Annotated in this window: 20 protein-coding genes and 1 pseudogene; 3 read left to right on the plus strand and 18 right to left on the minus strand. The window is 59.3% G+C overall.

Annotated elements, in window-relative coordinates; all coding sequences use genetic code 11:
• The 18 genes and pseudogenes from hypF to CO675_RS41370 form a co-directional block, all read right to left on the minus strand.
• The gene (gene hypF / locus CO675_RS08345; protein WP_097671499.1) at positions 1 to 2,259 is read right to left on the minus strand and encodes a carbamoyltransferase HypF; all 2,259 of its coding nucleotides are present in this window, start codon (positions 2,257 to 2,259) and stop codon (positions 1 to 3) included.
• Complete coding sequence (hypB, locus tag CO675_RS08350; protein WP_026192296.1) at positions 2,256 to 3,215, minus strand: hydrogenase nickel incorporation protein HypB; 960 nt, start codon at positions 3,213 to 3,215, stop codon at positions 2,256 to 2,258. The genes hypF and hypB overlap by 4 nt, the downstream gene beginning before the upstream one ends.
• On the minus strand, positions 3,215 to 3,556 hold the full coding sequence (gene hypA, locus CO675_RS08355) for a hydrogenase maturation nickel metallochaperone HypA (protein ID WP_016846846.1): 342 nt from the start codon (positions 3,554 to 3,556) through the stop codon (positions 3,215 to 3,217). Before hypA ends, hypB begins: the two co-directional genes overlap by 1 nt.
• Positions 3,549 to 4,640, minus strand: coding sequence for a nickel-dependent hydrogenase large subunit (locus CO675_RS08360; protein ID WP_016846845.1), 1,092 nt, complete (start codon positions 4,638 to 4,640; stop codon positions 3,549 to 3,551). The genes hypA and CO675_RS08360 overlap by 8 nt, the downstream gene beginning before the upstream one ends.
• Positions 4,637 to 5,032 carry a [NiFe]-hydrogenase assembly chaperone HybE gene (gene hybE / locus CO675_RS08365; protein WP_158231202.1) on the minus strand — a complete coding sequence of 132 codons (396 nt, stop codon included), beginning with the start codon at positions 5,030 to 5,032 and terminating at the stop codon, positions 4,637 to 4,639. Before hybE ends, CO675_RS08360 begins: the two co-directional genes overlap by 4 nt.
• Before the next feature lie 322 nt (positions 5,033 to 5,354).
• On the minus strand, positions 5,355 to 6,218 hold the full coding sequence (locus CO675_RS08370; RefSeq protein WP_198964543.1) for a hydrogenase expression/formation protein: 864 nt from the start codon (positions 6,216 to 6,218) through the stop codon (positions 5,355 to 5,357).
• Positions 6,215 to 6,661: a hypothetical protein gene (locus tag CO675_RS08375; RefSeq protein WP_016846842.1), complete on the minus strand. Its 447-nt coding sequence runs from the start codon at positions 6,659 to 6,661 to the stop codon at positions 6,215 to 6,217. Before CO675_RS08375 ends, CO675_RS08370 begins: the two co-directional genes overlap by 4 nt.
• Positions 6,662 to 6,860: 199 nt before the next feature.
• Positions 6,861 to 7,151 carry a HypC/HybG/HupF family hydrogenase formation chaperone gene (locus tag CO675_RS08380; protein WP_026192295.1) on the minus strand — a complete coding sequence of 97 codons (291 nt, stop codon included), beginning with the start codon at positions 7,149 to 7,151 and terminating at the stop codon, positions 6,861 to 6,863.
• A gap of 16 nt (positions 7,152 to 7,167) precedes the next feature.
• Positions 7,168 to 7,749 (minus strand): HyaD/HybD family hydrogenase maturation endopeptidase, encoded by a 582-nt coding sequence (locus CO675_RS08385; RefSeq protein WP_097671501.1) that lies wholly within the window; start codon positions 7,747 to 7,749, stop codon positions 7,168 to 7,170.
• Between the two features lie 11 nt (positions 7,750 to 7,760).
• On the minus strand, positions 7,761 to 8,480 hold the full coding sequence (gene cybH, locus CO675_RS08390) for a Ni/Fe-hydrogenase, b-type cytochrome subunit (RefSeq protein WP_016846839.1): 720 nt from the start codon (positions 8,478 to 8,480) through the stop codon (positions 7,761 to 7,763).
• 4 nt (positions 8,481 to 8,484) lie between these two features.
• Positions 8,485 to 10,275 (minus strand): nickel-dependent hydrogenase large subunit, encoded by a 1,791-nt coding sequence (locus CO675_RS08395; protein WP_028344288.1) that lies wholly within the window; start codon positions 10,273 to 10,275, stop codon positions 8,485 to 8,487.
• Positions 10,276 to 10,286: 11 nt separating this feature from the next.
• Positions 10,287 to 11,387, minus strand: coding sequence for a hydrogenase small subunit (locus CO675_RS08400; RefSeq protein WP_028344289.1), 1,101 nt, complete (start codon positions 11,385 to 11,387; stop codon positions 10,287 to 10,289).
• Between the two features lie 846 nt (positions 11,388 to 12,233).
• The gene (locus CO675_RS08405) at positions 12,234 to 13,496 is read right to left on the minus strand and encodes a serine hydrolase domain-containing protein (RefSeq protein WP_016846836.1); all 1,263 of its coding nucleotides are present in this window, start codon (positions 13,494 to 13,496) and stop codon (positions 12,234 to 12,236) included.
• 114 nt (positions 13,497 to 13,610) lie between these two features.
• A complete protein-coding gene (locus CO675_RS08410; RefSeq protein ID WP_016846835.1) occupies positions 13,611 to 14,297 on the minus strand; it encodes a molybdate ABC transporter permease subunit in 687 nt (228 codons plus the stop codon).
• A 646-nt stretch (positions 14,298 to 14,943) separates the two neighbouring features.
• The gene (locus CO675_RS08415) at positions 14,944 to 15,924 is read right to left on the minus strand and encodes a PDR/VanB family oxidoreductase (RefSeq protein WP_097671502.1); all 981 of its coding nucleotides are present in this window, start codon (positions 15,922 to 15,924) and stop codon (positions 14,944 to 14,946) included.
• 11 nt (positions 15,925 to 15,935) lie between these two features.
• Positions 15,936 to 16,688 carry a GntR family transcriptional regulator gene (locus CO675_RS08420; RefSeq protein WP_016839803.1) on the minus strand — a complete coding sequence of 251 codons (753 nt, stop codon included), beginning with the start codon at positions 16,686 to 16,688 and terminating at the stop codon, positions 15,936 to 15,938.
• A gap of 3 nt (positions 16,689 to 16,691) precedes the next feature.
• The gene (locus CO675_RS08425; RefSeq protein WP_018269897.1) at positions 16,692 to 17,741 is read right to left on the minus strand and encodes an aromatic ring-hydroxylating dioxygenase subunit alpha; all 1,050 of its coding nucleotides are present in this window, start codon (positions 17,739 to 17,741) and stop codon (positions 16,692 to 16,694) included.
• Between the two features lie 238 nt (positions 17,742 to 17,979).
• Positions 17,980 to 18,257 (minus strand): annotated as a pseudogene (locus tag CO675_RS41370) (helix-turn-helix transcriptional regulator).
• Positions 18,258 to 19,211: 954 nt separating this feature from the next.
• Between CO675_RS41370 and CO675_RS08435 the strand changes: the two are divergent.
• The 3 genes from CO675_RS08435 to CO675_RS08445 all read left to right on the plus strand — a co-directional run bounded on the left by CO675_RS08435 (position 19,212) and on the right by CO675_RS08445 (position 24,662).
• Positions 19,212 to 20,528 carry a dicarboxylate/amino acid:cation symporter gene (locus CO675_RS08435; RefSeq protein WP_016839801.1) on the plus strand — a complete coding sequence of 439 codons (1,317 nt, stop codon included), beginning with the start codon at positions 19,212 to 19,214 and terminating at the stop codon, positions 20,526 to 20,528.
• Between the two features lie 787 nt (positions 20,529 to 21,315).
• Positions 21,316 to 23,988 (plus strand): PAS domain S-box protein, encoded by a 2,673-nt coding sequence (locus tag CO675_RS08440; RefSeq protein WP_016839799.1) that lies wholly within the window; start codon positions 21,316 to 21,318, stop codon positions 23,986 to 23,988.
• The gene (locus tag CO675_RS08445; RefSeq protein WP_018269894.1) at positions 23,985 to 24,662 is read left to right on the plus strand and encodes a response regulator transcription factor; all 678 of its coding nucleotides are present in this window, start codon (positions 23,985 to 23,987) and stop codon (positions 24,660 to 24,662) included. Before CO675_RS08440 ends, CO675_RS08445 begins: the two co-directional genes overlap by 4 nt.
• The last annotated feature ends 14 nt before the right edge of the window (positions 24,663 to 24,676 follow it).

The following is a 24,676-nucleotide window of genomic DNA, read 5'->3' on the forward strand; positions in this document are numbered from 1 at the left end:
TCAGGTTGCTCCTTCCAGGGCTGACGACTGTTCGGCAGTCTGCAGAGCGGCAACCCAGGCCTGACCAAGGCTCAAACCACCATCGTTGGGCGGCAGTTTCCGTGGCACCAGCGGGTTGAGGCCTGCGCTGCAGCAACCGCGCTCAATTTCATCCGCCAGCACCGCGTTCAGAAAACAGCCGCCGCTTAGAACGATGGTATTGACGCCGGTTCTCCGCGCAGCGCGCCTGACCCAGTCGATGCAGGCGACGGCAAAGGTGCCATGAAACAGCCCGGCTCCGTCCGCGGCGTCGATGTTGTCTGCAATCAACCGCGAAAACAGCGGGCGAAGCGACAGCACGTCGCGGTCGATGGTCCAGCCCGCTTCGAGAATTGCAGTCCGCCGTACCAACGCCTCGAGCTTCATCGCGGCCTCGCCCTCATAACTCTGCAAACTTGCAACCCCCAGCAGCGCCGCCGCGGCATCGAATAACCGGCCCGCGCTGGTCGTCGTGGCTCCGCCCGCTTGATCGAGCAATGCTGACACACGCCCAGCCTGCCGCTGCGCAGCAAAGCGAGGCGCGATTTCATGACCCCGGCCGAGCGCCTGCAATACTGCGCTTGCCATACGCCACGGCTCGCGGGCTGCGCGATCGCCGCCAGGCATTTGCAGGGGCGCGAGATGCCCGATGCGTCGAAACCTCGTTCCTTCGCACAATAATAGCTCGCCACCCCAGTTACCGCCGTCGGAACCGAAGCCATGGCCGTCGAGCACCAAGGCAAGCGCAGGTCCGGCGTGCCCGTGCTCAGCGATGACAGCGGCAGCGTGGGCGTGGTGATGCTGGACGGCGACAAGCGCCCGGCCGCTTGCTTGCGCAAACCGGGTCGACGCCATATCGGGATGCATATCATGGGCAATGACGACAGGCTCCACATCAAGGGTCGATGTGAGGTGGTGGATCGTCTGCTCGAACACACAGATCCCTTCGGCCGTATCAAGATCGCCAATATGCTGGGAGACGAAGGCTTCGTTGCCCCGCGTGATGGTGACGGTTGACTTCAGGGCGCCGCCGACGGCGAGCACGACCGGCACAGACCTCGCAAGCCGGATCGGTTCGGGAACATAGCCACGTGCCCGGCGAACGAACTGAGGCCGGCTGGCCACCACCGACAGCACGGTGTCATCGGCGCGCGTCAGGATATCTCGATCATGGGTCACGACAAGGTCGGCAATCCCCTTGAGCCGCCGCAGCGCCTGCGCGTTGTCGATCACGAGCGGTTCGCCGCAAGAATTGGCGCTGGTTGCGACGATGACCGGGGCTGCCCCCGCAAGCCATGTTCCTGTCGAGTGAAGCGCATGAAAGATGAGGTGATGCAGTGGCGCTACCGGCAACATGACACCTACGCGCGATAAGCCAGGAGCCGTCGCGGGCGCCAAATCATTGCGCGAAGTTAAAAGCACGATGGGACGTGCTACGGATTCGAGCAGCGCAAGCTCTGCCGCGTTCGCTTCCGCGATTTCGTTGACACGCTCTATGGAACCGACCATGACCGCGAACGGCTTCTGGGGGCGCTGCTTTCTGCTGCGCAAACGCTGCACGGCGTCCTGGTTGCGCGCATCGCAAAGCAGCTGATACCCGCCGAGCCCCTTTATTGCCACGATTTGGCCGCCGGCAATCGCCGCAGCAATGGCGTTGACCCCATGGCTAAGCCGAGGACCGCATATCGGACACGCGATCGCCTCCGCGCGAAACCTGCGGCTCGCTGGATCGGCATATTCGGCCGCGCAGGCGGCACACAGCCTGAAAGCCTTCATGACCGTGTTGCGGCGATCATACGGAAGCTGTTCGGCGATCGTGTAGCGCGGGCCGCAATGGGAGCAGCTGACGAAGGGATAAAGGTAATGGCGATTTTCTGGATCGAATAGCTCGCCCAGGCATTGCCGGCAGGTCGCGGCATCGGCAACGATCCGAGTTGACAACCTGCCGCCTTCGCTCGTGTGAATCGAAAAATCTTGTGCCGCGAGCGCCCCGGTCCGCTGAACGCAGATGTGGTCGATACGTGCAAGTGGAGGCGGCTCGAGCGGCAAAGCAGCGACAAACTCGGACGCCCGGTTACCCTCGACTTCGATTGTGACGCCCTCGGGGCCATTGACGACGAATCCCGCCAATCCGTATCGCCTGGCAAGGCCATAGACGTAGGGGCGAAAGCCGACTCCTTGCACGGCCCCGCTCACGCGCACGCGCAGCCGTGTTCGGTCGCAGATGGCGGCGGCGCTCATCGCCTGGTGTCCTCCAAGGCGCGCCTTTGATGCGCTGCCTGCTCATCGATCCAACCGTAGAGTGAGCCAAAACCCTCGCCGGTCCGCGCCGAGACCGTGAGCACTTCGATCTTGGGATTGACGCGTCTTGCGTATTCGACGGTCCTGCCCAAATCGAACTCAAGCAGCGATGCCAGATCAATCTTGTTGATCAGCATGAGCGAAGAAGCGGCAAACATATCCGGATATTTGAGCGGCTTGTCTTCGCCTTCGGTGGTCGACAACACCACGATCTTGCAGGCCTCGCCTAGATCGAAGGCAGCGGGACAGACCAGATTGCCGACGTTCTCGATGAAGAGAATACCGCGCGTGAGCGGCGGCAAGCGGCGATAGGCCTCACCAATCATGGCAGCATCGAGATGACAACACTTGCCGGTATTGACTTGAATAGCTGGCACGCCGGCCGAGCGAATGCGTTCGGCATCGTTCGAGGTCTGCTGATCGCCCTCGATGACCCCGATCGTCCAGCTGCGCTTGAGCTCGGACACGGCGCGGACCAACAGCGAGGTCTTGCCTGCACCAGGACTGGACATAAGATTAAATACGAGCAGTTCGTGGGCCATGAAGAGGGCGCGGTTTTCCGCCGCGATCCTGTTATTCTTGCCAAGGATGTCGCGCCCGACCTGAATGATATGCTCGCAGCTCTTACCCGCGACCTTCAATGCAGCCGGGTCGGCGCCGCGGCTCACAAACGCCTGCCCATCATGCGCCTGATGATGGCCAAGATGATGAGGGTGATCATGGCCATGGCCGGCATGGTGTGAATGCTGCAGGCCCTGGTCGCCATGCAGATGCACCTCATGGCGATCGCAATTGTCCTGCACATCGGGACGGCCGCGAACGCGACCTTGCGCATCATGCACTTCGGCGCGTTCAGTTGAAGACGCCTGTCCGCTGCAGCCGCATACGCTACACATCAATCGATCTCCAGCTCTTTCACTCGCATCTCCTCGCCTGCTGTTACCTGCAACTGATAGCTGCCGCAGCATGGACAGCACTCATCGCGCCGTGCAATCTCGATGCTCTTCGAACAGGTCATGCACCAGGCCACGCCGGGACATTCGATGATTCTAACAGCCGCGCCCTCGGCAATGGTCCGCGTTGCAACGACAGCAAAGCAGAACCTGATCGCTTCAGGCGCAACATGGCTCAACGCCCCGATCTCCAGACAGACGCTCCGCACCTGGGAAAACGATCGGCGATGCGCCTCCTCCTCGACGATTTCGACGATGCTTTGACAAAGCGCCATTTCATGCATCGTCAACTTTGCGAAACTTGAGTGTGAATCCGACGCAGGGATCAAGCGATTCAATCACCGCACGAACCGCTTTCTGATGTCGTCTCGTCGTCAGCCCCGCGCCCTGCAGATTCCGGACAAGTGGTCCGCGCCAATGGAAATTCCATTCCGTCGGCGCAAGACATTCGAAGCGGGATATCTGGCCCTGAGGATCAAGCTCGACCGCGTGATAGAGCCGGCCCCTGGCGCATTCGATCGCGGCCGCTCCTCGTCCAGGACCTAACCTGTAGCTTTCGATGATCCCAGGCTCGGCCGATTCGATATGAGCACCGGACTTGAGCCAATCGCATAGCTGCCGGATTTCTGCAATTCTGGCCTTCAGCCGCGCGACCGCACCCGACCGACCCAGCCAGAGCCGATCACGCGTCATTTGGCGCGCCCATGGACCCGTCTCGGGCGCATGCCCACCAAGATCGGGACAATGGCAAAATGTCGGGTCATCGCCGAGCAGCCGTTCAGTGATGTTGCGGTCGTCGGCAACGGACAGGAACGAGTGCGCGATCGAGATGGACCTCAGGTCGACTTCGTCAAGCGCTGCAATGCAAAGCGCGAACGGGCTACCGGGCCTCGGCGCGCCATCTTCATCCGGCATGCCGAGTGCCGCGAGCGAAGCCACAATCTGCGCTATAGCCTCACGCCGAATAGAGCCGCGTGCTGGCCGTGCGCCGCCCACAAGCATTGACAGTCCTCGTATGAGGGACCGGATCGCCGCCGCACTGACATTCGGCGTAGGAAACCCGACCAAGAGGCCCCGCAGCAATTCTGAGATGCGCTCGGCAACGACCAAGAGCATACGACGCTGTGTCGTCGCGAGGATGATCTTTTCGTCACGTGCCGCCTCGATCGCGGACAGCAATGCGGTTTGTTGCGCAGCGGCACATACTGGGAAGAGATGCGGCAGCGCCTTGAGCAACGCCGAGGCCGGTTTGCCGGCGAACAGCCGTGCCAGTGGCGGCCGGGCTCGCGGCAGGATCTCGACCGCGGCGATGACGTCGGCAGCAAGCGATATGGTGACATCGATTTTGTTGCGAGCGACGAGGCTCATGCGCACCGCTCCGTCATCATCTCGCGCAAGAAATGCCAGCGGTCGATCGGACAGAGACGTGGCGCTTCGGTATGATTTAGCGCTCGGCGGTTGGGCGGCCACATCGTGGCAAGGACCGCTGCTTCGGCGCGGGCGCCACCCATGTCGTTGCGTGAGATCGCCGAAAGCAGGGAGCAACAGGCAATCGAGCCCAATGATGCGATTTCGCTGCCACCAAGCTCAATGTTGCGGAATCGAACTCGCAAGCGCAGGTTCGATTTCGGTCCAGCATGCCGTTGGCGGTTGCTCTTGCGCAAGAAGGCGACCAACTTCATGGCCCAAGGCGCGCCCATCATGCTAACGGGCCCTGCCCTCTGCACGTGCGAAACCCCGATCGCTTGGACCCTGAACACGGATCGTTCAAGGTCGGTCGCGTGCGCACGGCTCGACCGGCGATATCGCAGTCGGCTGCTACGAGCATCTCCTCAGGTGCCGACACATCGGGGTTCTTGCTCCTGCGAAGGTCCTGTTCGCGCTCAAGCATCATTTTCAACCGACCCGAAGCCGGACATCGACGTGCGAAAGCCGAAGACGCTTTCAATTTTTGGGACGCAACGCACTCGCGCAGCAGTCTGTGTCGCCATCGCTCTCTGGTCGATTGTGCACGATCCAGCCAACGCCACGTCGGGCGCCGTCCGTGAGAACCGGCCGAATGCCAAATATTCTCCAAGTTCTTCACGTGACGTAAGCCTTCATGATTTCCTGCAGGCGTTCGGCGGAATCCTCGAAATCCTCGTCGGCAGCCAACGCAACAATTGGCACGCCGCCGATCTCAAGCGTATCCAGGATGATGTTGTCGATAGAATTGAAGAACTGCACCGACCACACATTCCGTGTCGCAGTCGCCTGCACTCGGCATGCGCCGTAGCCGCGAAAGACGAGCTGGACCGGACCATTGCCCACGCTTTGCTGGAGAAACGCCAGGTCGATGTCGTTCATCGGCAAAAGGGTGAGATTGATGACATGCGTGCGCATGCCAGGCCGCCAGGCGCGGGCCCGCTCGCGTGTTTCGGCGAGCACCGGCAGCACGTTCATCGCCCCATCCGGCGCGGTGCCGATCGCCAGATCGGTCGACGTCAGGTCCGTTGCGGCGCGCTGCACGATCTGCGGGATCGCCCCGACTTCAACATATTCGTGTGCCGGATCCGTCCCGATGCGCACGCGCCAGATTCCCGCAAGTACGGACTCCTGGATTTCCGCCTGAGAGCCATCTGGCAGCGCAACGACGCCGGCGACCTCGCCTTCTCCAAGCACTTCGGCAATCAGGTTGCGCTCGAGATCATTGAGATTCGAAAGCCTGTACAGTTGCGTGCGTGCGCTACTCTTCTGGCCACGAGCGGCGGCAGCTGTGTTCGATAGCAGCGTGATGGCATTCGGACAGTTTTTTGCAAGCTCGTCGGCATCGCGCCAAGCGCGCCTGGCCAGCGTCGCCACAGCCGTTGGCTCGCTATGGACGATGTCGCGACTATCCGCATTCACGGGAAACCCGCCCACCGCCGCAGCGGCGGCTTCGTATCGAATACGCGCCGCCGTTTTCATGATGCGAAGTTCCGTGGGGCTCGCCGAGAGGCAATGCTATCGGCGGTGCAGTCGCCGCCGGCGTGTGGTCCGACGATCGGTGCCGAGATGCGGTCGACCTTGACCAAACGGATCTGGCTCTTGCCGACCCGGCGCAGTGTGCCGCGCTGATGGCACTCGATCTGCGTCGGCGGGCCACGCAGGCCGAGCCGCCCACCCAGCTCGCTACCGGCGCCGCGCGCGGTTGCGCCCCCTTGCATGGGCCGCCGGTGCGCCTTGATCTGTTCAGAAAGCGCGTTTGCGACGTGGTTGGCCCACAGCGAATTTACGGGACCCGCTGCCGACAGCAGCTCCACGCCCCAACTCCCGGGATCCTGCGCGGTCAGATGTGCACCGGCGTTCGCTCTCGCTACCTCGGACAGAGCGGGCCGCGCCAAATCATGCTGCGCCGGCTGGAATTTCATCAGACGCCTTTCCGATAATCTTTGGTTCTGCTCGGCGAGCTATTAGCAAGGCACATGCCAATCCATCGTCTCGCTGCAATCGCGTGCGCGCCCGGATCAGCAGGTGTAAGCGCTTGACATCTGCTGTGCATAGGTTGCCTACGATGCAGATTCGATTTGCGAGCAAGGCGCGGTAGCGCGATGTCTGTGCGCGGCGCCGCTACCGCAGGTGGTCGGGCAATTGCGGCTCACGACCGATCAAATCCGCAAAGAAGCGATCGCAGTCCTCGCCACTGAGGCCGGCCTCGAGCCCGTCGAGTGCTTCCGAGATCCGCCTTGCTTCGTCCTCCTCCAAGAGCCGCACCGCTGTGTCGATATGGACGAGGACCTTGGCGCCGACCGACGCGCCGGAGAGCAGCATGACTGAGACACGCCGCTGTTCATCGCCATACTCGCATAGCGCCGTGATGCCGTCGGTCTCAACAATCGTCATTGGTAAGCCAAGGCACATGAATAGCCGCGGGCCGCTAGATCGGCCGCTCCGTTTCATAATTGACATGGTCGATATTGTTCCCCAACAGCCGTTCTGATACAGGCAGCGGCGAAGCCCGCAGTTTCGCCGGCGAGCCCCACTGGGCCAGCAGTTTGCAAGCCAGTTCAATCGCGGGCGCGATCTGAAAGCGCACCGGTGCAGTCAGCGGACCGCCCCAACGCTCCAGGTCCAGCGGCTGACAGCCGATCAGAGCGAGCTCTCGCGGGCAGCGGTCAAGCAGGTCGGCTGCACTCAAGACCTCTTGAAAGCCGGTCTGATGCAGACTCAGCTTCTTGGCAGCGGTAAATTTCGGCACCTCGTCATTCCGCACAAGCATCAACTTCCCGGGCGAAAGTCCATAGTCGATGGCATCGAACACGATCAGGCAATCGGCCTGCTCAAGGAAGCTGACAAGGTAGAGCCCCTGCGTGCCACCATCGAGGATGGAGACGTTGTCATCGATGGTGTAGCGACGATGAAACTCCTCTACCACTCGCACGCCGAATCCCTCGTCGGCCCATAGGATATTGCCGATGCCGAGCACCAGGATCCTTTTCTTGCTCTCCGGAGTCAGCATCCGCTTCCCAGTCAATCGCGGAACTGACGCTGACCCGAAATCATCGAGGAGATGCTCCGCCCCGACATGATGTCTTCCCGGATCACCGCGTAGATGTGAACCAGCGCAAAGGTCACGACGATCCACAGCCCGAGATGATGCCACGTATGGACGTCCTGACTGTTAGGCCAGATTGCAAATACCCAGCCGAACAGCTTGTACTGCCAGCTGTCACGGCCCGCACCCTGTCCATAAAGTGCAAAGCCTGTGACGATCATGAACGTGATCGTCTGCGTGAACATAAAGAACATCGCAAGTTGAGCCAGCCGATTGTGCCCGACGCGCCTGTCGGGCTCAACTGCGAGAAACGCGTACCAGCGCATCTCATCGTACACTTCGCGCCAAATGCAGCTGCGCCAGAGCGGCACGCGAAATATTTGCATGGCATGCGGGTTTCCCATCAGGGCCCAGTAGATGCGCAGCAGGAAGCCGACGCCAAGCACATATCCCGCAGAGAAATGCGCAAAGCGGATATAGCCGAACAAGAAATTGCCGCTAGCCTCTCCCGGCGTCGCCGGTGTCCCGGTTCCAATGAGATAGCCGGTTACGCCCAGCACCAGAATGGCCGCCGCATTGACCCAATGCCACAGTCGCACCGGCGCTTCATAGACGTAAGCGGCGCCACCGCCGCCGCCGCTAACAGTTGGCGGCGCATCGACGGCGGTAGGGTTTTGCGGAGCCTTGTCGGCCATGTCCCTACCGAACATTGACTGAAGCCATTTCTTGGCCGTCAGGACTGATCACATGGGTTGAGCAGGCCAAGCACGGATCAAAGGAATGGATCGTACGCAAGATCTCCAGGGGCCGCTGCGGGTCCGCGATCGGGGTACCGATCAGCGAAGCTTCAAAGGCGCCAATATTGCCCTTGGAATCGCGAGGAGACCCGTTCCACGTGGTCGGCACGACACATTGGTAATTGTCGATCTTGGTGTCCTTGATCTTGATCCAGTGCCCGAGCGCGCCGCGCGGCGCCTCAGTGAAACCGTAGCCCTTGGCCTCGTTAGGCCAGCTTTCCGGCTTCCACTTGCTGACGTTGGCGGTCGCGCTATTGCCGGCCTTGATGTGGACGACCAGCTTGTCCTGAAAATAACGCATCTGATGTGCCGCCCACTGGCATTCGAGTGCCCGCGTCGCAGTACGGCCAAATGTCGAAAACAGCGCGCTCAGGGGAAGATTGAGCCCCTTGAGCAGTCTGTTGGTCGGCTCCTTGAATTCGGCTTTGCCTTGCGCATAACCGATGATGTATCGCGCCAATGGTCCGACCTCGACGGCGTGGCCGCGCCAGCGCGGCGCTTTGATCCAGGAATACTTGCCGCCTTCGTCGAGCTCCTTGATATCGGTTCTGCTGCCTTTGACCTTTGCCCCCAGCTCAAAGTTCGGCTCGGTGATGCCCTCCCAGGGATGCAGTCCGCTGAACTCGCTCGGGTATTTATACCATGAATGCGCGACGAATTCCTGGATCTGCTCGGGATCGCCATGGTCGATCGGCAAAATCTCCTCAAGATTGCCGCCAAGAATGACACCGCGCGGCAGCTTGAGACTTTTCGCGGAACAGTCGTTAGCGTTTTCAGGGATGTCGCCGTAGGACATCACGCTTTTGCTGGAAAGTCCGCCGCCATGCAGCCAGTCTTTATAGAACGAGCCGATCGCCGCAATGTCGGGCAGGTAGACCTGCTCGACAAACTCGATTGAACGGTCGATGACCGAGGACACCAGGTTAAGCCGCTCCATATTGATCGCACCGGCCGCACCAGTTCCATCGATATTGATCGCGCAGGCCACGCCGCCGACCAGCCAGTTCGGATGCGGGTTCTTGCCGCCATAGACTGCTTGGATCTTGACGATCTCCTTCTGGAAGTCGAGCGCCTCCAAATAATGCGCCACGGTGATCAAGTTCACCTCAGGTGGCAGCTTGTATGCCGGATGACCCCAATAGCCGTTCTTGAACGGACCGGGCTGCCCTGATCCGAAGAATTTGGTGAGCCTGATCTGCAGGTCCTTGAAATAACCAGGGGACGAAAGCGGCCAGGGCGAGATAGACTGCGCCAGCGCCGAAGTGGACTTGGGATCGGCCTTGAGCGCAGAGATGACGTCGACCCAATCCAGCGCGTGCAGATGATAAAAATGCACGAGATGATCATGCACAAGCAGGCAAAGCTGCATGATGTTGCGGATCGAGTTCGCATTTTCCGGAATGGTGATCCCTAGCGCGTTTTCAACGGCACGCACCGAGGTGAGCGCATGGGTGCCGGTGCAGACACCGCAAATCCGCTCGGTGAACGCCCAGGCGTCGCGCGGATCCCGCCCGCGCAGAATGACTTCGATTCCACGCCACATCGTCCCGCTCGAGACCGCATTGCGGACCACGTTGTCCGCATCGAGGTTGGCTTCGACGCGCAGGTGGCCCTCGATCCTGGTCAGCGGATCGATCACAATTCGCTTGCCGGAACGATCGAGGTTGAACCCATTCGGTGTCTGGACCACCACCGTCGCCCCCTTTAAGTCGGCTTATCTTTGCGAACTGCGCGATCCGGCTTGTGGGTCAATCGCTTCACGGCCGTGATCGCCGCATGTGCGGCGACGGTCAGCCCAACCGCGCCGGCAGCGGCCATGCCGATCTGATCGGCGTTCTTCTCGATGCCGAACTGCTGGATGGTCGTGAGCCGATCGTAAAACGAACCTTTGTCCCAAAAGCCGTCTTCGGAGCAGCCGAAGCAGCCGTGGCCTGATTGAATGGGGAATGAAACGCCGCCGTTCCAGCGAAGGGCAGAACAGGCATTGTAGGTGGTCGGCCCTTTGCATCCCATCTTGTACAGGCAGTAGCCCTTGCGGGCGCACTCATCGTCCCACGCCTCGACAAATTGGCCGGCGTCGAAATGCGAACGTCGATAGCACTTGTCGTGGATGCGCTCGGAATAAAACATCTTTGGGCGTCCTTGGCGATCGAGCTCAGGAAGCCTTCCGAACGTGGTGATGAAGGTCACTAGGCCGGTCATGACCTCTGCGATGGGGGGACACCCGGGAACCTTGACGATCGGCTTGTCGGTGATCACCTTATCGATCGGTACAGCGCCGGTCGGATTGGGCTTGGCCGCTTGCACGCAGCCCCAGGATGCGCAGGTCCCCCAGGCAATGACCGCCATGGATGATTCCGCCATCCACCTGAGCCTCTCGACGAACGGCTTGCCGCCGTCAATGCAGAACATGCCCCCCTCATTCAGCGGCGGGTTGCCTTCGACGGCAAGCACATATCTGCCTTTGTACCTGAGACGGGCTTCCTCGAGGATGGCTTCAGCCTGGTGACCTGCCGCGGCCATGATCATATCGTCGTAGTCGAGCGAAATCATCGACAACAGGACGTCTTTAATTAGCGGATGGGCCGAGCGGATGAAGCTTTCCGAGCAGCAGGTACACTCGAGCCCGTGCAGCCAGATGACGGGCATACGCGGTTTGGTCTCTAGGGCATTGGCAATCCTGCTTGCGGCGAGCGGGCCGAGTCCGAAGCTCGAGGCCGTCAAACTGCAAAACTTGTGGAAACTGCGACGCGTGATACCTTGGCGTCTGATCACGCTGTAGAAAGTTTCCGTTGCCCCACTCATGAACCCCTTCCAAGTTTCTCGTCGGCCCTGACGAATTGCTCACATTCAGCAGCAAAAAATGGGCCACTGCCCGGCAAACATCTGACGGTTACCAAGCCGCCACTCCGTGATTTGCAGTGGGATCGGCGAGCTAAGCGCAAGCTGCGCAACTGAGCGCGCTCACCGTGCCAATGGTGTCCGGTTTTGACCGTCGATGTCAGAACTCCAACAATGCAGCACAATGGCTCGTCCCTCGCGGCCAATGCGTTATACTCGCTCTTTAAGCACGGTCCCGACACCGGCCGACACGGCAATTGCCGCAGTTCACGCGGCACCGCACTGCTCACCGATTTCAATGGGACTTGTTCGCCATTCTCAGATGCAATGGAGGCCGCGATCGTCGCAACTGCGCAACGACACCAAAGTGGCAGTCACCAACAACCCGAACCGGCGACCAAGAACGGCGCGATAGCGAGCCCTCCGCGCCGCAGTACACCGCCTTCACCTTTCAGGGCGGATCGATCCAATCTGCCTTGGGTCAATGACGCGCGGTACCAAGCCCGCCGGGATTGCGGGCGCAAGGCGGGGCGCGTTTGAGAGCTTTCATCCAGAAACGTTCATCGTTCATCGCGCGAGCCAAGCGCTAGCGAGGCGATGGCTTGGCGCATCACGAAACCACACCTTTCTCCGGTGAGCTTCGCAGCGATGGCAGAGGCGATCTCGCCGTTTCCATGTACTGGGTCCGATTCGCGCAACGCGGATAGCAGACGACGGTGTGGTATTTTTAGTTTGACGTCGATCCGCAGCAGCAAACATCACTTGCTGATCATCCAATCTGTTCATCGCGCTTTGCCGGCGGCAAGCGAGCTAGCGAACTATGCCGGCATAGACGATATTCTGGACTTGCTCGCGGTAGTACTTGCGGATCTCTCCGGGCGCAGCCGTTCCAACCACCACGACCAGGCGCTCCTTTGGATCACAGAAAAATTGTGTTCCGTAAGCGCCGGTCCAGGTGAACTCACCTGGATTGCCTGGAACGGCCGAGAGACCCTCGCTTATGCGTACAGCCACTCCGAGCCCGAACCCAAAGCCGGCACGGTGCGGCTCCACATTAGCGACCTTGTTTTTGATCTCTGGCCCAAGGTGGTTGGAGATCATGTGATGCACCGTCCTGGGACCGAGAATGCGCTGGCCATCGAGTTCCCCGCCGTTTAGCAGCATTTGCCCAAAGCGAACATAATCACCAACTGTCGCGAATGCACAGGCTCCCCCGCAGTCAAACTTCGTCGGACTTTCGAGGAGCTCGATGCCCTGTGGCTTTCCCGTCAGTGGGTCGTCTTTAAATGGACGCGCGAGCCGCTCGCGTTGCGATCCCGACAAATGGAAAGTGGCATCCAGCATTCCGATCGGCTTCCACAGGTTGCTGGAAAGATACTCGCCTAGTGGCTGCTCGCTAACCTGTTCCACGACAGCGCCAAGCACGTCGGTCGAGAAGCCGTATTCGAATTCCGTTCCCGGTTGGTGCGCCAACGGCAGCTTGGTAATGCCTTCGATGAAAGCCTTCTTATCGCCCTTGACCGGTGGCGCTGCGAAATCCGGATAGAGACGCGCCACTTGGTCTGAGCTGTCCGGCGGCGCGCCATAGGTGAGACCTGATGTGTGGCGATAAAGGTCGTGGACGTAGATCGGGGAACTCTGCGCTTCGAATTTTAACGAACCGTCAGGCTGCGATACTCCCACTTTCATGTTTGCAAATTCGGGATAGTAATCCGTAAGTCTGGCCCTCAGAGGCAGGCGACCTTGTTCCATGAGGGTAAGCCCAGCAACCGCCACCATCGGTTTGGTCATAGACGCGAGCGCGAACATCGCATCGAGCCTCATCGAGGTTCCTTTTTCAGGATCGAGTTGCCCGTACGCCTTGTAGTGAATGAGCTTGCCGTCTCTGGCGATTGCAACCACTGCGCCCGGCACGCGCTTGGCTGCGATCTCGCTAGCAAAGAACTCGTCCAGTTTGGCAAGGCGCTGCTTGGAAACTCCGACGTCATCGGCCCTCGCCTCGGGCAAAGGCGCGGAGTGTGCTGAATTGAAGCTGATACCAGCGGCCGCCGCGGCTGCAACGAGCTTATTCATTGTGTCCTCGTTAAGAATGGACGGATCTGACTTGCAATACTGCTGCTCGGTTATGACCGGCCAGCTTGGCCAGTACGCCGAAGATGCTTCGATCCGGCTTAGTGCGCCTGCCCCTCACGTGCCTCTCCTGGCACATCGTTTGTCGATGAGAGTCAAAGTGAACATGACCGCAAAGGCGAACATTACCATACCGCCGGCAACCCAACCTGCCTCGCGCCAGCGCGATGCTTGGACGTAGTCAATGACATAAGCTGACAACACTTTGGTGCGCCCGGGAATGTTGCCTCCGATCATCATCACGACACCGAATGTGCCGATCGTATGAGCAAAGCCAACCAAACCAGCCTTGAGGAACTCCAGCCGTGCCAGCGGCAGGCCGACGGTAATGAAGGCGAACAACGCAGAAACGCGCTGACTCGCCACAACTTCCTGCGGGTGGTTACCCATCGCAACAAAGGCGCTACGGATAGGCTGCACCACCAAAGGGAGCGCCGAGAGGACCGATCCGACCACGATTCCCGCAAAGGTAAAGGCGAGCGTGTGCTCGCCCCAGAAAGAGGCGAGAAGCCCACCTGGTCCGTTCGGGCCGAGCAGGACGAGTACGCAGAAACCGAGCGCCGTGGGTGGCAGCACAAGCGGCAGCGCGACCATTGTCGCCACCGCCTCGCTCAAAACCGTTTTTGACCGTGCCAACCACCACGCGAGCGGCGCGCCAATCACCAGCAGGATCATTGTCGTCACGCTGGCGAGCTCGACCGTGAGCGCAACGGATTGCCAGATTTCTGGCGAAAGGGCATCCATGTGCGTCAGCCCACCGGCGAGAGCACGTCGCCATACCGGCGCAGCGATCGCGTCGTTTCTGCGAGCAAATGCAGAATCGCAAGGCTCATCGGAAACTCCTGTGACAGGGCAGCTTCGACCGGCCTGACGGCGGCCGCTTCTCAGCTCGCCATCCAGCAATCCCCGTGCCGCTTGCGAAATGTGGTGGGCTCTGTGTCCAGCGTGAGAAAAACGCGCATAACTGCCAGAGATACTGCGGGGTGAACCTAACGCGCTGTCAAGTTTCCGGCATCTTTGTTCTCAAGCAGACAGCGACGGCAGAATGAGACGGCAGAGCGGCCGCCCGAGATGCGCATCCGCAATGTCTCGATGCAAATCCTGACGTGGATGCTGCTTCGACATGTTGGTTGTTTGTTGGTGTCGCTCAAGGGCCGGCGTGTATAAGCGCAGAACTCCCGTCACAGCCCCATTGCGAGAATGGACGAGACCGGCTCTCGGAGTTCATTCCGTGCTCAACTTTCGCCTTGTCGAGGAGAAAGACGGGCCGCGGACCGCCATCCGGCAATCATGCGCCACTGTTCTGTGAACGTAACAAACCATAAGCATACGTTAGTTGCCGAGTTCTGAGGCAACGATCTGCTACCTAAAACAAGGAGTCGCAGTGAACCTATAGCGCGTCCGGTCGGTGCAGTATATCGACGGTGATCATGCCGCGGGCGCGAGAAACACATGCACAGATCTTTTCGTTCGCGTGCTTTTGCTGCTCGCTGAAGAAAACGTCGCGGTGGTCAAGCTCACCGTCGATTTTGACGAGATCGATGGCGCAGACGCCGCACTCGCCGCGCCGGCAATCCGAAATCACCTCGTAACCGGCCCCATTGAGCACGTCCAGCAACGAGCGATCGCGCGGAATCTCGATCTCAATGGCCTGATCTGCAAGGCGCACCCGAAACCCCTCGGTCGGCAGTGAGCTGCTCGAACCGAAGGTCTCGTAACGTAGGTCGGATAGTGCGCGTCCTGCACCAGTCCAGGCCCGGCGCGCGGCATCGAGCATCCGGATCGGACCGCACAAGAGGGTCAAGGCGTCGCGCGGCAGCGAAGCGAACAAGTCATCCAAATTGAGCCTGCGCCCTTCGTTGCCCGCATGGACAATAAGCCGCTTGTTCAGCAGGGGAGCGAGAACATCCAAATAGATGGCTTGCTCACGAGAAGTAACGGCATAATGCAGAGTGAAGTCGGCATCGCGGCGCGCCAACGCCAAAGCTGCCCCGATCAGTGGCGTAATGCCGATGCCGCCCGCGATTAGGCAGTAGTGCCGGCGCGCCCAGTCAATCGGCAGCAAAGAGGCCGGCAATGTAATGGTCAGTCGGGCGCCCGGCGCGAGCGACCACATGTACTGCGAGCCGCCGCGGGAGTCCTCCGCGCGCCGCACGGCGATACGATAGCCGGTTCGCTCGGGTTCGCCGACCAAGGAATAGGATCGCGTATCCGGGCGCCCATCGATAGTGACGGCGATATTGATATGGCTGCCGACCGGATAAGCCGCGCCATCAAAGTTTTCCGGTTTGATCAGGAACTCGCGGATCGAAGGTGTCAGATCGCGCGTCGCGACGAGCGTTGCGGGTGTCCAGCTTTCAATGAACCGCATGGAGATTTCCTTTAATCGCCTGCCATCCTGATGAGCGCCAGTCCTGGCAGCAGGTCAGAATGCGTCTTGTTCCTGAGCACCAGGCGCAGATTGCGCGCCGCCACTCGGGCGTGCTCGCGCATGATTGCCTCGGCCCGTGCGCCTTCGCGATTTTCGATTGCATCGATCACGACGCGATGTTGATCTTGTGCAATCAAGAGTGTGTGGCGCGCATCCGGCAGTGTCGATTGAGTCATCACAAAGCCGCTGGGCGAGGCGAATGGGAGCGCCGACGCGCGATCGACCTGCCGGATCAAGGGAGGACTGCGCGACAATTCGGTCAATAGCGCGTGAAAACGCGCATTGAGCGCGACGTAGGAGGAAAATGCCTCGACGGAGATTGGATCCTGCCGCACCAAGCCGTCGATCTCGTCAAGACATCCTTTTAGAGGCTCAAGATCGCGCGACGGAACGCCGCGCTCGGCGGCAAAGCGCGCGGCCAGCCCCTCCACCGTACCACGCAGTTCGATTGAATCCAGGACATCTCGCTCGGAGAATGCCTTCACCATGAAACCGCCAGAAGGGATCGCTTCCAGAAGTCCTTCCTCCTCCAGCCGAACCAATGCCATTCGCACCGGGGTGCGCGATGCGCCGGTCGTCTCCACAGCCTGCAACTCGGAGATCCGCTCGCCTGGCCGCAAGTCACCCGAAAGGATCAGGTCGCGCAAGCTGAGCTGGGCGCGTACTGTTTGCGAGACTGAACGATCGCTGTCGCGTTCGACCATGCTCTACTCCGCGGCCTGCTGACCTTGCGAGGGATTCTCGGCCTCGATCATGCGATCTATCAAGCGGCGAGCCCACATCGCGCCAGCATCGATGTTGAGATTATAGAAGACCCGGTCTGGATTTTCGTCGATTGCGCGCTGCTGCGCCTCGAGAATGACCTCGTCCTCGCGGAAGATGCCAGAAACGCCTTGACGGAGTTCGGTGGTCAGGCGCTGCTCGTTCAGGCGATAATTGCGCACGAAGGCCCAGAAATAATGGCAGCTCGTTTCCGTTTCGGGCGTAATGGTGTTGAGGACAATACCATTGACGCCGGCCGATCGGTTGCCTTCCGGCGCGCCTGTTCCGGCGGGCGCCACTCCGACGTCGATATTGATGGTGCACGGCGCCTCGAAACGAATGATTTGCCAGCGGTCCACCGGACCAGGTTTTTGCAATTGCTTGGCCCAGAACGGCGGGGCGCTAATCCCCTTCATCCAGCGCGTTACGGTAGCGGTCTTCTCACCATGGGTGACGTCAAACGGCGCTTCCGCGATGGCGTTATTGCCGATGCTGGCACCGTGCACAAACGTTTCATGCGTCAGGTCCATGAGGTTGTCGACAACCAGACGATAATCGCATTTCAGGTGAATGGTGTCACCGTCACCGGCCCAAGCGGAATCATCGTTCCAGTGCATATCCGGCACCAAGCGCGGGTCGGCCAGCGCCGGATCACCCATCCACAGCCAGACGAAGCGATCGCGCTCGACCACAGGATAGGCACGCACACAGGCGGAGGGGTTGATCGTCTCTTGCGAGGGCATGAAGGTGCAGCGGCCCTGCGCGTTGAATTTCAGCCCATGATAGCCGCAGACAACGCTGTCGCCCTCAAGACGCCCTTTTGAGAGCGGCACCAACCGATGCCAACAGGCGTCCTCCAGTGCCGCCACCTCCCCGTTGGCGCGCCGATACATCACAACGTGCTTGCCGCAGATCGTGCGCGGCAACAGCGCCTGCTTCACCTCTGCATCCCAAGCGGCCGCGTACCAGACATTCGTCGGAAAGCAATGGCTCATGTGCCGATTCCTCGCTTAGGGACACCGACTGTATACATAAATTTGAAAGGGGCCAAAAAAGTGACGAATATTCGGGCTTACAATGGAATTTCTGTATACAGCAATGGTCCCAAGCGGCTCGGTCGGGCTCCGCTTCGGTGAAGATTTTTTGCGACGCACCAAAACTGCTAGCGGATGAATCCAAGCTCGCCATCGTGCACACCCGCTGCATCTAGTCCCTGCACTGTCGCAGCCTCGGCTATCGGCGAGATTCCTGGCCTGCGAAGGGACGCCGGATTGGGGCTTCTTGGCCGGCAGCACAGTTCCCTTGCCGGGATCAGACGTCGACGTCTTGGTGCCGAGATCGGCCCATGCTCTCAAACCATCCAGTGCGTAGATGACGCGACCGCGACCGCCGATCTTTCGATACGCTGGCCCCGTGCCATACGTGCGGTGCTTTTCGAGCGTGCGGCCGGATAGGCTAAGATAACGCGCAGCCTCCGGCGTACACAGGAACCGGGTGGATGGATCTGACATCAAATAGGCATTTGAGAGCTCCAGGTGAGAGGCCGGCCGCGAACGGCGGCACTATCGCGCCATCATCATGGAGAAGCGCGCTCCCTGGAGGGATACCGAATATCGATGAAGCGACTTTCGGCACCCCAAGTAGAAAGCGCTATTCGTGGTGGCAAAGCTCACTCCTATCTAGCGCTCGTCCATTATCTAGCGACCGTCCAGCCTACGACCTTGGACAATCATGGACATGGCAAGCTGATCGGGCGACCTTCACAATGCGGATGATGCGCAGAAATTCTGCCGAACCATCGGTCTTACCGGACCATACTGGAGCACATTCACCGCCATCCGATTGTCGTAACTCGATTCGAGCTCGCCCGTATATCTGCAGCAAGAATAAGTTGGTCTCGTGCTGCCTGGCAAAGAGTTCAGAGCAGAATGATCGAGTCGAGAACCCCATCGTAACGCTATCGGCTCGGCGAGCGCCGATGCCGATACGACCTCACATCGACCGGCCCTCTAGATGTCGCACGCTTCCATCGCCTGGATGCCTACGATCCAAACAATCAATTTTACCAATGTAACGTACTGTTGCATCAAGTCGCGCACTTGAAGGGTACTGATCACTCTAGGATTTCTATGCCAAGAGGTGCCTCGGGACACTTGCCAGCAAAATGCGGCATGACGCTGAGCAACGCCTTCTCGATCGACCTCACAAATGCCGTTCGAAGATTCAAAGACCTTGTCAGAAGACAGGTACTTATCCGATCGCGACTCGATCGACTGCAGGTTGGCTCTGGTGCGGATCTTGCTTGACGAAAAAAGATAACGTAACTGAACGCCTGCCTTTGGAATGACGCGCCGGCTCCCGGAATCGTCTTCAATTGGACACGGCTAAAATGACAGCCTCGTATGATGCCGTCGCCTCTAACGACGCAGCGGCTCGCATTCGAGTGTATTCGGGAAGGAAGCGTCATGACCACCATGGCAACTGCGGCGCCCGCACGCGCGTCGCAGACTTGGTATAAAATTCTCTACGTTCAGGTGTTGATCGCGATCGTGATTGGCGCCATCGTCGGCTGGCTATGGCCGTCGGTCGCGACCAACGACTGGGTCAAGGCGCTTGGTGATGGCTTCATCAAGCTGATCAAGATGGTGATCGCACCGATCATCTTCTGCACCGTCGCATCCGGGATCGCACATATCCAGGATGCAAAGAAAGTCGGGCGCGTCGGCGTTAAAGCGCTGGTCTATTTCGAGATCGTATCGAGCTTTGCCTTGGTGTTGGGCCTTGTCATGGGCAATCTGGTCCAAATCGGCCATGGTCTTGCGGTCAAACCGGACGCTGCGGCGGTCGCCAACTACGTCAAGCAGGCGGAAGCCTCGAAGACCGTCGATTTTTTTCTCAATATCATTCCCGATACGGTGGTCGGCGCCCTCGCCCGCGGCGATGTTCTGCAAGTGCTCCTGTTCGCGATTCTGTTTGGCTTTTCGCTGATGGCGCTGGGCGAGCGTGGAGAACGACTGCGCGGCATGATTGACGACGTCGCGCACGCAGTGTTCGGCGTGATTGCCATCATCATGAAAGCCGCCCCGATCGGCGCGTTCGGCGCGATGGCCTTCACAATTGGCAAGTTCGGGCCGGCGGCGCTCGGTAATCTGATCGGACTGATCGTACTGTTCTATGCGACGGCCGCGATATTTGTGGTCGTCGTGCTCGGCCTGATCGCGCGGATCGTCGGCTTTTCGATCTTCAAGTTCATTATCTATATTAAGGATGAGCTTCTGATCGTGCTTGGCACCTCGTCCTCGGAAAGCGCGCTGCCGCAATTGATGGAGAAGCTCGAGCGGCTGGGCTGCTCAAAGCCCGTGGTCGGCCTCGTGGTGCCAACCGGCTACTCCTTCAACCTCGACGGCACCAACATTTATATGACGCTTGCGACATTGTTCATTGCCCAGGCACTCGGGGTCGATCTGACCTTTGGCCAGCAGCTCACGATCTTGCTCGTGGCAATGCTGACCTCGAAGGGAGCAAGCGGCGTCACCGGCGCAGGCTTCATTACACTCGCCGCGACATTGTCGGTGGTCAACCCGGCATTGGTGCCGGGCATGGCGATCGTATTTTCGATCGACAAGTTCATGAGCGAGGTGCGAGCCCTTACCAACATCACTGGCAATGGCATCGCCGCTGTGTTCGTGTCCTGGTGGGAAGGCGAGCTCGACGACGCGACCCTACATGCCCGGCTCGAGCAGCCCACCGCCGGTGCCGATACACGAAGCTCAAGGATATAGGCTCCAGGTCCTGTCCGTGATTTCAAGGCACGCTCGAACTGAGCGTAGCCAACTCCGAATTTTTCGCAGTTCAAATCGGCACAGCCGAATGAACTGCGAGCCGGAGTTCTTCTCGCGGAATCTGCGGGTCGTACCACGACTCGGTGTCGTGCCCCAACGCGATCCAGATGACGGCGTAAGGTCGGCCGGGGCAGACCATACGATTCCGACCGAACCTGGCCGGGCCTGACGGGCAAAGTTACTGGATCTATCCATGAAACGGCTTGGCGCGTGGCCAGCGAACTGGCCTCGTCCACCGATGCTGCGGCAGTGATGACTCGTGAACCAGATCGGCACCTTCACCAGGTCGAGATGGATCGCATTGAGCAAACTCACGGCGCTCCACTGCTTGTCGGCGCTCTTTAGATATTCAACGACGGGCGTCTCATTGTTCAGCGTCACGTCCTGGCAGACCCGCGGCTCGCAGCTACCCCGCCGCTGGACGTGCCTTGGCCGCATACAGTTGTGCTCGGCCGCGGCCTCCACAGCCGCGCGCGCCTGCCAAAGGGCTATCGCAGTGAAAGAAAACAGACATCTGAGCCTCGATTGTACGCACGTCGGCGCGCCATTTGGAAAGGTTTAGAACAACTATACCTACGTTTGTAATGCGCGTTTCTTCGGCACGTGCTGAGTTCAGCTGTAAGCAATTTACCCGGAACCGCTCTTGAGCGTGGAGCGGAAAGAATTGCCCCATTTTTGCCTAAAATGTTATAACTCTCCCGCCGGAGAAAGGCCGGACGGTCCAAGAATGTATAACCAGATCAATAACTTCAAACGTTCTGCCACGCAGTTTACTTTCGGCAGCATAACGCTGGCGGTGGTGACGCTAGCTTCCTTGTACCTTCAAACACATTTCGCTGCGACGGCGTTCGGCTATTTGCTGGTTATATTGCTGTTTTCATTGATCGGCAGCTTTATCGCCTCATCCGCGCTTTCGGTCTTAGCTATCGCTGCTTTGGCGTACTACTTTGCACCGCCGGCGTTTAGTCTGCGGATCGATGACCCTCAAGTTCTTCTGGTGGTTGTCGCATTCTTTACCGTCTCGATTGTCGGAACACACCTGATTGGAAAAATCCGCCAGGAAAGAGAGGCTGCGCATGAGACTGCGGCCGAACTCCGGCGCAGCACGGCCGATTTGAAGGACCGTGAAAAGCGGTGGCGCGCAATCTTTGAGCACAATCCGGCCATGTACGTCATGGTCGACGAAGCCGGTACCATCCTCAACGTCAATACGTTCGGCGCGACACACCTCGGCTATGCGCGCTCCGAACTCATCGGTCAATCCGTTCTGAGGCTCTTTCTGGAGGAGGATCGCGAGTTCGCACGCACATGCATTCGCAGATGCCTTGAAGATATCGGTCAATCGCAAACCTGGGACGCCCAAAAAGTCAGAAAAGACGGCGTGGTCCTGTGGGTGCGAGAAAATGCCAAAGCCATGCTTTGGGCCGATGACAAGCCGGTTGTCCTGATATCCTGCGAAGATATCACCGAAAAACGGCAGACGGAGCTTGCCCTACAGCGCAGCGAAGCCCATTTGGCTCAAGCGCAGGAGTTGAGCCACACAGGCAGCTTCGGCTGGAACTTCGCCACTGGCGAGGTTTTTTGGTCAAAAGAGCTTTTTCGAATTTTCCAGTTGGATCCGAAGACGATACCGAGCCCGCAACTCGTCGTCGAGCGCACGCACCCGGAAGATCGAGCTTCCGTCCAACAGACGATCGATCGAGCGATGCAAGACCCGCAGGAGTTCGAGCATGAATACCGATTGCTGCTACCGGACGGCTCGGTGAAGCACATCCGCGCGCGGGCGCGAGCGACGACAACCGCCTCTGGCGAAATCGAGTTTGTCGGGGCAGCGACGGATATCACAGTTACAAAGCAAGTAGAGCAGCAGCTACGCCGCAGCGAGGCCTATCTGGCCGAAGCCCAGCATCTCAGTCATACTGGCAGTTGGTCATGGGACGTCCACGGAGTCGATTTTGTGTATCGCTCCGCCGAAGTGAATCGTCTCTTCGGCTTCGACCCGCAAGAGACCGTGTCCATAGAGACTATTCGTTCGCGGATACATCCGGACGACCTGCCGCGGCTTCAGGACGTGCAGCGACTTGCGAGAGACGGCAAGCAAAACCGCTTCGAATATGATTTTCGAATTTTGCTCCCGGATGGCTCGATGAGGCACATACATTCTGTGGCCCATGTCGTGGTTGGCAGCGACGGCAATATCGGCGAGCTCATTGGGACACATATGGATGTCACTGAGCAATACGCGGCCAGAGAACGCCTGGAAAGCACACTTGCTGCGCTGCGCGAAAGCGAGCAGCGCTTTCGCGACTACGCTGAAACAGCTTCCGACTGGCTCTGGGAGACCGGGCCAGACCATAAAGTCACTCACTTATCGGAACATACCAGCGCTGCGGGAATCCTTGCCACAGGCCTCCTGGGTCTGCCGCGTTGGGACATTGCTTGCGACTTGGAAGACGAACCTGAGAAATGGCGGCAACATCGTGCAAGGCTAGAGGCACATCTGCCATTTCGTGATTTGGTCTATCGCACTGTCAACCGGATGGGATGTCCGATCTACGTCCGGACGAGCGGTAAGCCATTTTTTGACGTAAGCGGCAATTTTCTTGGCTACCGTGGCGTCAGCACCGACATCACCGCTATTATCCGCGCAGACCAGGCTGAACAAGAGCTGCGGAAGGCACAGGCGGAGCTCGCGCATGTGACGCGCGTGACGACGTTAGGAGAGCTGACCACCTCCATCGCCCACGAAATCAACCAGCCACTCGCCGCGATTATCAGCAACGCCGACGCGTGCCTAGGTTGGATGGGCCGCAAAACTCCTGATCTTTCCGCTGCGCGCTCATCCGTTGAATGGATAATCGAAGACGCAATCCGGGCAAGCGAGGTGATCCGTCGCGTTCGCGCGCTTGCGAAGAAGGGCGAGATCGAAATGCTTCCGCTCGACATCAATGACGTCGTTAAGGATGTCATTGCGCTGGTGAATCGTGAGCTGGTTAGCCACCAAGTGACACTGAAAACCGAGCTGACGGCAGCGCTGCCGGCGGTTCTGGGCGACCGGATTCAGCTGCAGCAGGTGATGATCAATCTGGTGATGAACGGGATCGAAGCTATGGACGCAGTTACGGACAGGACGCGCGAACTGGTGATCCAGTCATCTAGGGACGATATGGAACACGTGCGGCTTGCGGTGACTGATAATGGCGTCGGCATCTCGGAGAATGACGCCGATCGGGTGTTAGACCCCTTCTTCACGACAAAATCGAGCGGCCTTGGCATGGGCCTTTCGATCTGCCGCTCGATTGTGGAAGCTCACGGAGGGCGTCTTTCAATCGTCCACAGGCAGGGACCCGGAGCGAGCTTTCGGTTTGACCTGCCGTTGCACAAGGAGGTGGTGTCGTGAACGAACGCTCAAACTCCCAGCGCGAAGGCAGCAGAGCCGAGGCATCGGCAAATGCGATTGTCTTCATTGTCGAAGATGATGTCTCGATGCGTCGGTCGCTTACAAACCTTTTTCAATCCGTCGGCCTGGACGTCGTTGCATTCGGATCGGCCCGAGAAATGCTGCAGAGCAAACTTCCGGACGTCGTTAGCTGCCTGGTTCTTGATGTCCGACTGCCCGGCTTGAGCGGCCTTGAGTTCCAGACTGAGCTAGCCAAGTCGAACATTCATATTCCCATCATCTTCATTACAGGCCATGGCGACATTCCCATGAGCGTCAGGGCCATGAAGGGTGGAGCGGTCGATTTTCTCACAAAACCGTTTCGCGATCAGGAACTACTGGACGCTGTGATCGCGGCGACCGAACGCGATCGCAAAAGACGGGCAGCCGAGCAGACCGTCGTGAATCTCAAGTCCCTATTTGAGACCCTAAGCCCGCGCGAGCAGGCGGTTATGAAACTAGTCGCTACCGGCTTGATGAACAAGCAGATAGCTGCCGAGCTGGGGCTCGCCGAGATTACGGTCAAGATCTATCGGGGACACGTGATGAAAAAGATGCGGGCCCGGTCGCTGGCGGATTTGATCAGGATGACTGAGACGCTGGGACTCCGTGCTAACCGTCCCGAACAAACCTAAGTATGATTTTACAA

Source organism: Bradyrhizobium sp. C9 (assembly GCF_002532045.1).
Taxonomy (GTDB): Bacteria; Pseudomonadota; Alphaproteobacteria; order Rhizobiales; family Xanthobacteraceae; genus Bradyrhizobium.

Bases quoted from the DNA above. Each gene is read 5' to 3' on its own strand.
- hypF (WP_097671499.1), bottom strand. From the start codon at position 2,259: ATGAGCGCCGCCGCCATCTGCGACCGAACACGGCTGCGCGTGCGCGTG.
- hypB (WP_026192296.1), bottom strand. From the start codon at position 3,215: ATGTGTAGCGTATGCGGCTGCAGCGGACAGGCGTCTTCAACTGAACGC.
- hypA (WP_016846846.1), bottom strand. From the start codon at position 3,556: ATGCATGAAATGGCGCTTTGTCAAAGCATCGTCGAAATCGTCGAGGAG.
- CO675_RS08360 (WP_016846845.1), bottom strand. From the start codon at position 4,640: ATGAGCCTCGTCGCTCGCAACAAAATCGATGTCACCATATCGCTTGCT.
- CO675_RS08370 (WP_198964543.1), bottom strand. From the start codon at position 6,218: ATGAAAACGGCGGCGCGTATTCGATACGAAGCCGCCGCTGCGGCGGTG.
- CO675_RS08375 (WP_016846842.1), bottom strand. From the start codon at position 6,661: ATGAAATTCCAGCCGGCGCAGCATGATTTGGCGCGGCCCGCTCTGTCC.
- CO675_RS08380 (WP_026192295.1), bottom strand. From the start codon at position 7,151: ATGTGCCTTGGCTTACCAATGACGATTGTTGAGACCGACGGCATCACG.
- CO675_RS08385 (WP_097671501.1), bottom strand. From the start codon at position 7,749: ATGCTGACTCCGGAGAGCAAGAAAAGGATCCTGGTGCTCGGCATCGGC.
- cybH (WP_016846839.1), bottom strand. From the start codon at position 8,480: ATGGCCGACAAGGCTCCGCAAAACCCTACCGCCGTCGATGCGCCGCCA.
- CO675_RS08400 (WP_028344289.1), bottom strand. From the start codon at position 11,387: ATGAGTGGGGCAACGGAAACTTTCTACAGCGTGATCAGACGCCAAGGT.
- CO675_RS08405 (WP_016846836.1), bottom strand. From the start codon at position 13,496: ATGAATAAGCTCGTTGCAGCCGCGGCGGCCGCTGGTATCAGCTTCAAT.
- CO675_RS08410 (WP_016846835.1), bottom strand. From the start codon at position 14,297: ATGGATGCCCTTTCGCCAGAAATCTGGCAATCCGTTGCGCTCACGGTC.
- CO675_RS08415 (WP_097671502.1), bottom strand. From the start codon at position 15,924: ATGCGGTTCATTGAAAGCTGGACACCCGCAACGCTCGTCGCGACGCGC.
- CO675_RS08420 (WP_016839803.1), bottom strand. From the start codon at position 16,688: ATGGTCGAACGCGACAGCGATCGTTCAGTCTCGCAAACAGTACGCGCC.
- CO675_RS08425 (WP_018269897.1), bottom strand. From the start codon at position 17,741: ATGAGCCATTGCTTTCCGACGAATGTCTGGTACGCGGCCGCTTGGGAT.
- CO675_RS08435 (WP_016839801.1), top strand. From the start codon at position 19,212: ATGACCACCATGGCAACTGCGGCGCCCGCACGCGCGTCGCAGACTTGG.
- CO675_RS08440 (WP_016839799.1), top strand. From the start codon at position 21,316: ATGTATAACCAGATCAATAACTTCAAACGTTCTGCCACGCAGTTTACT.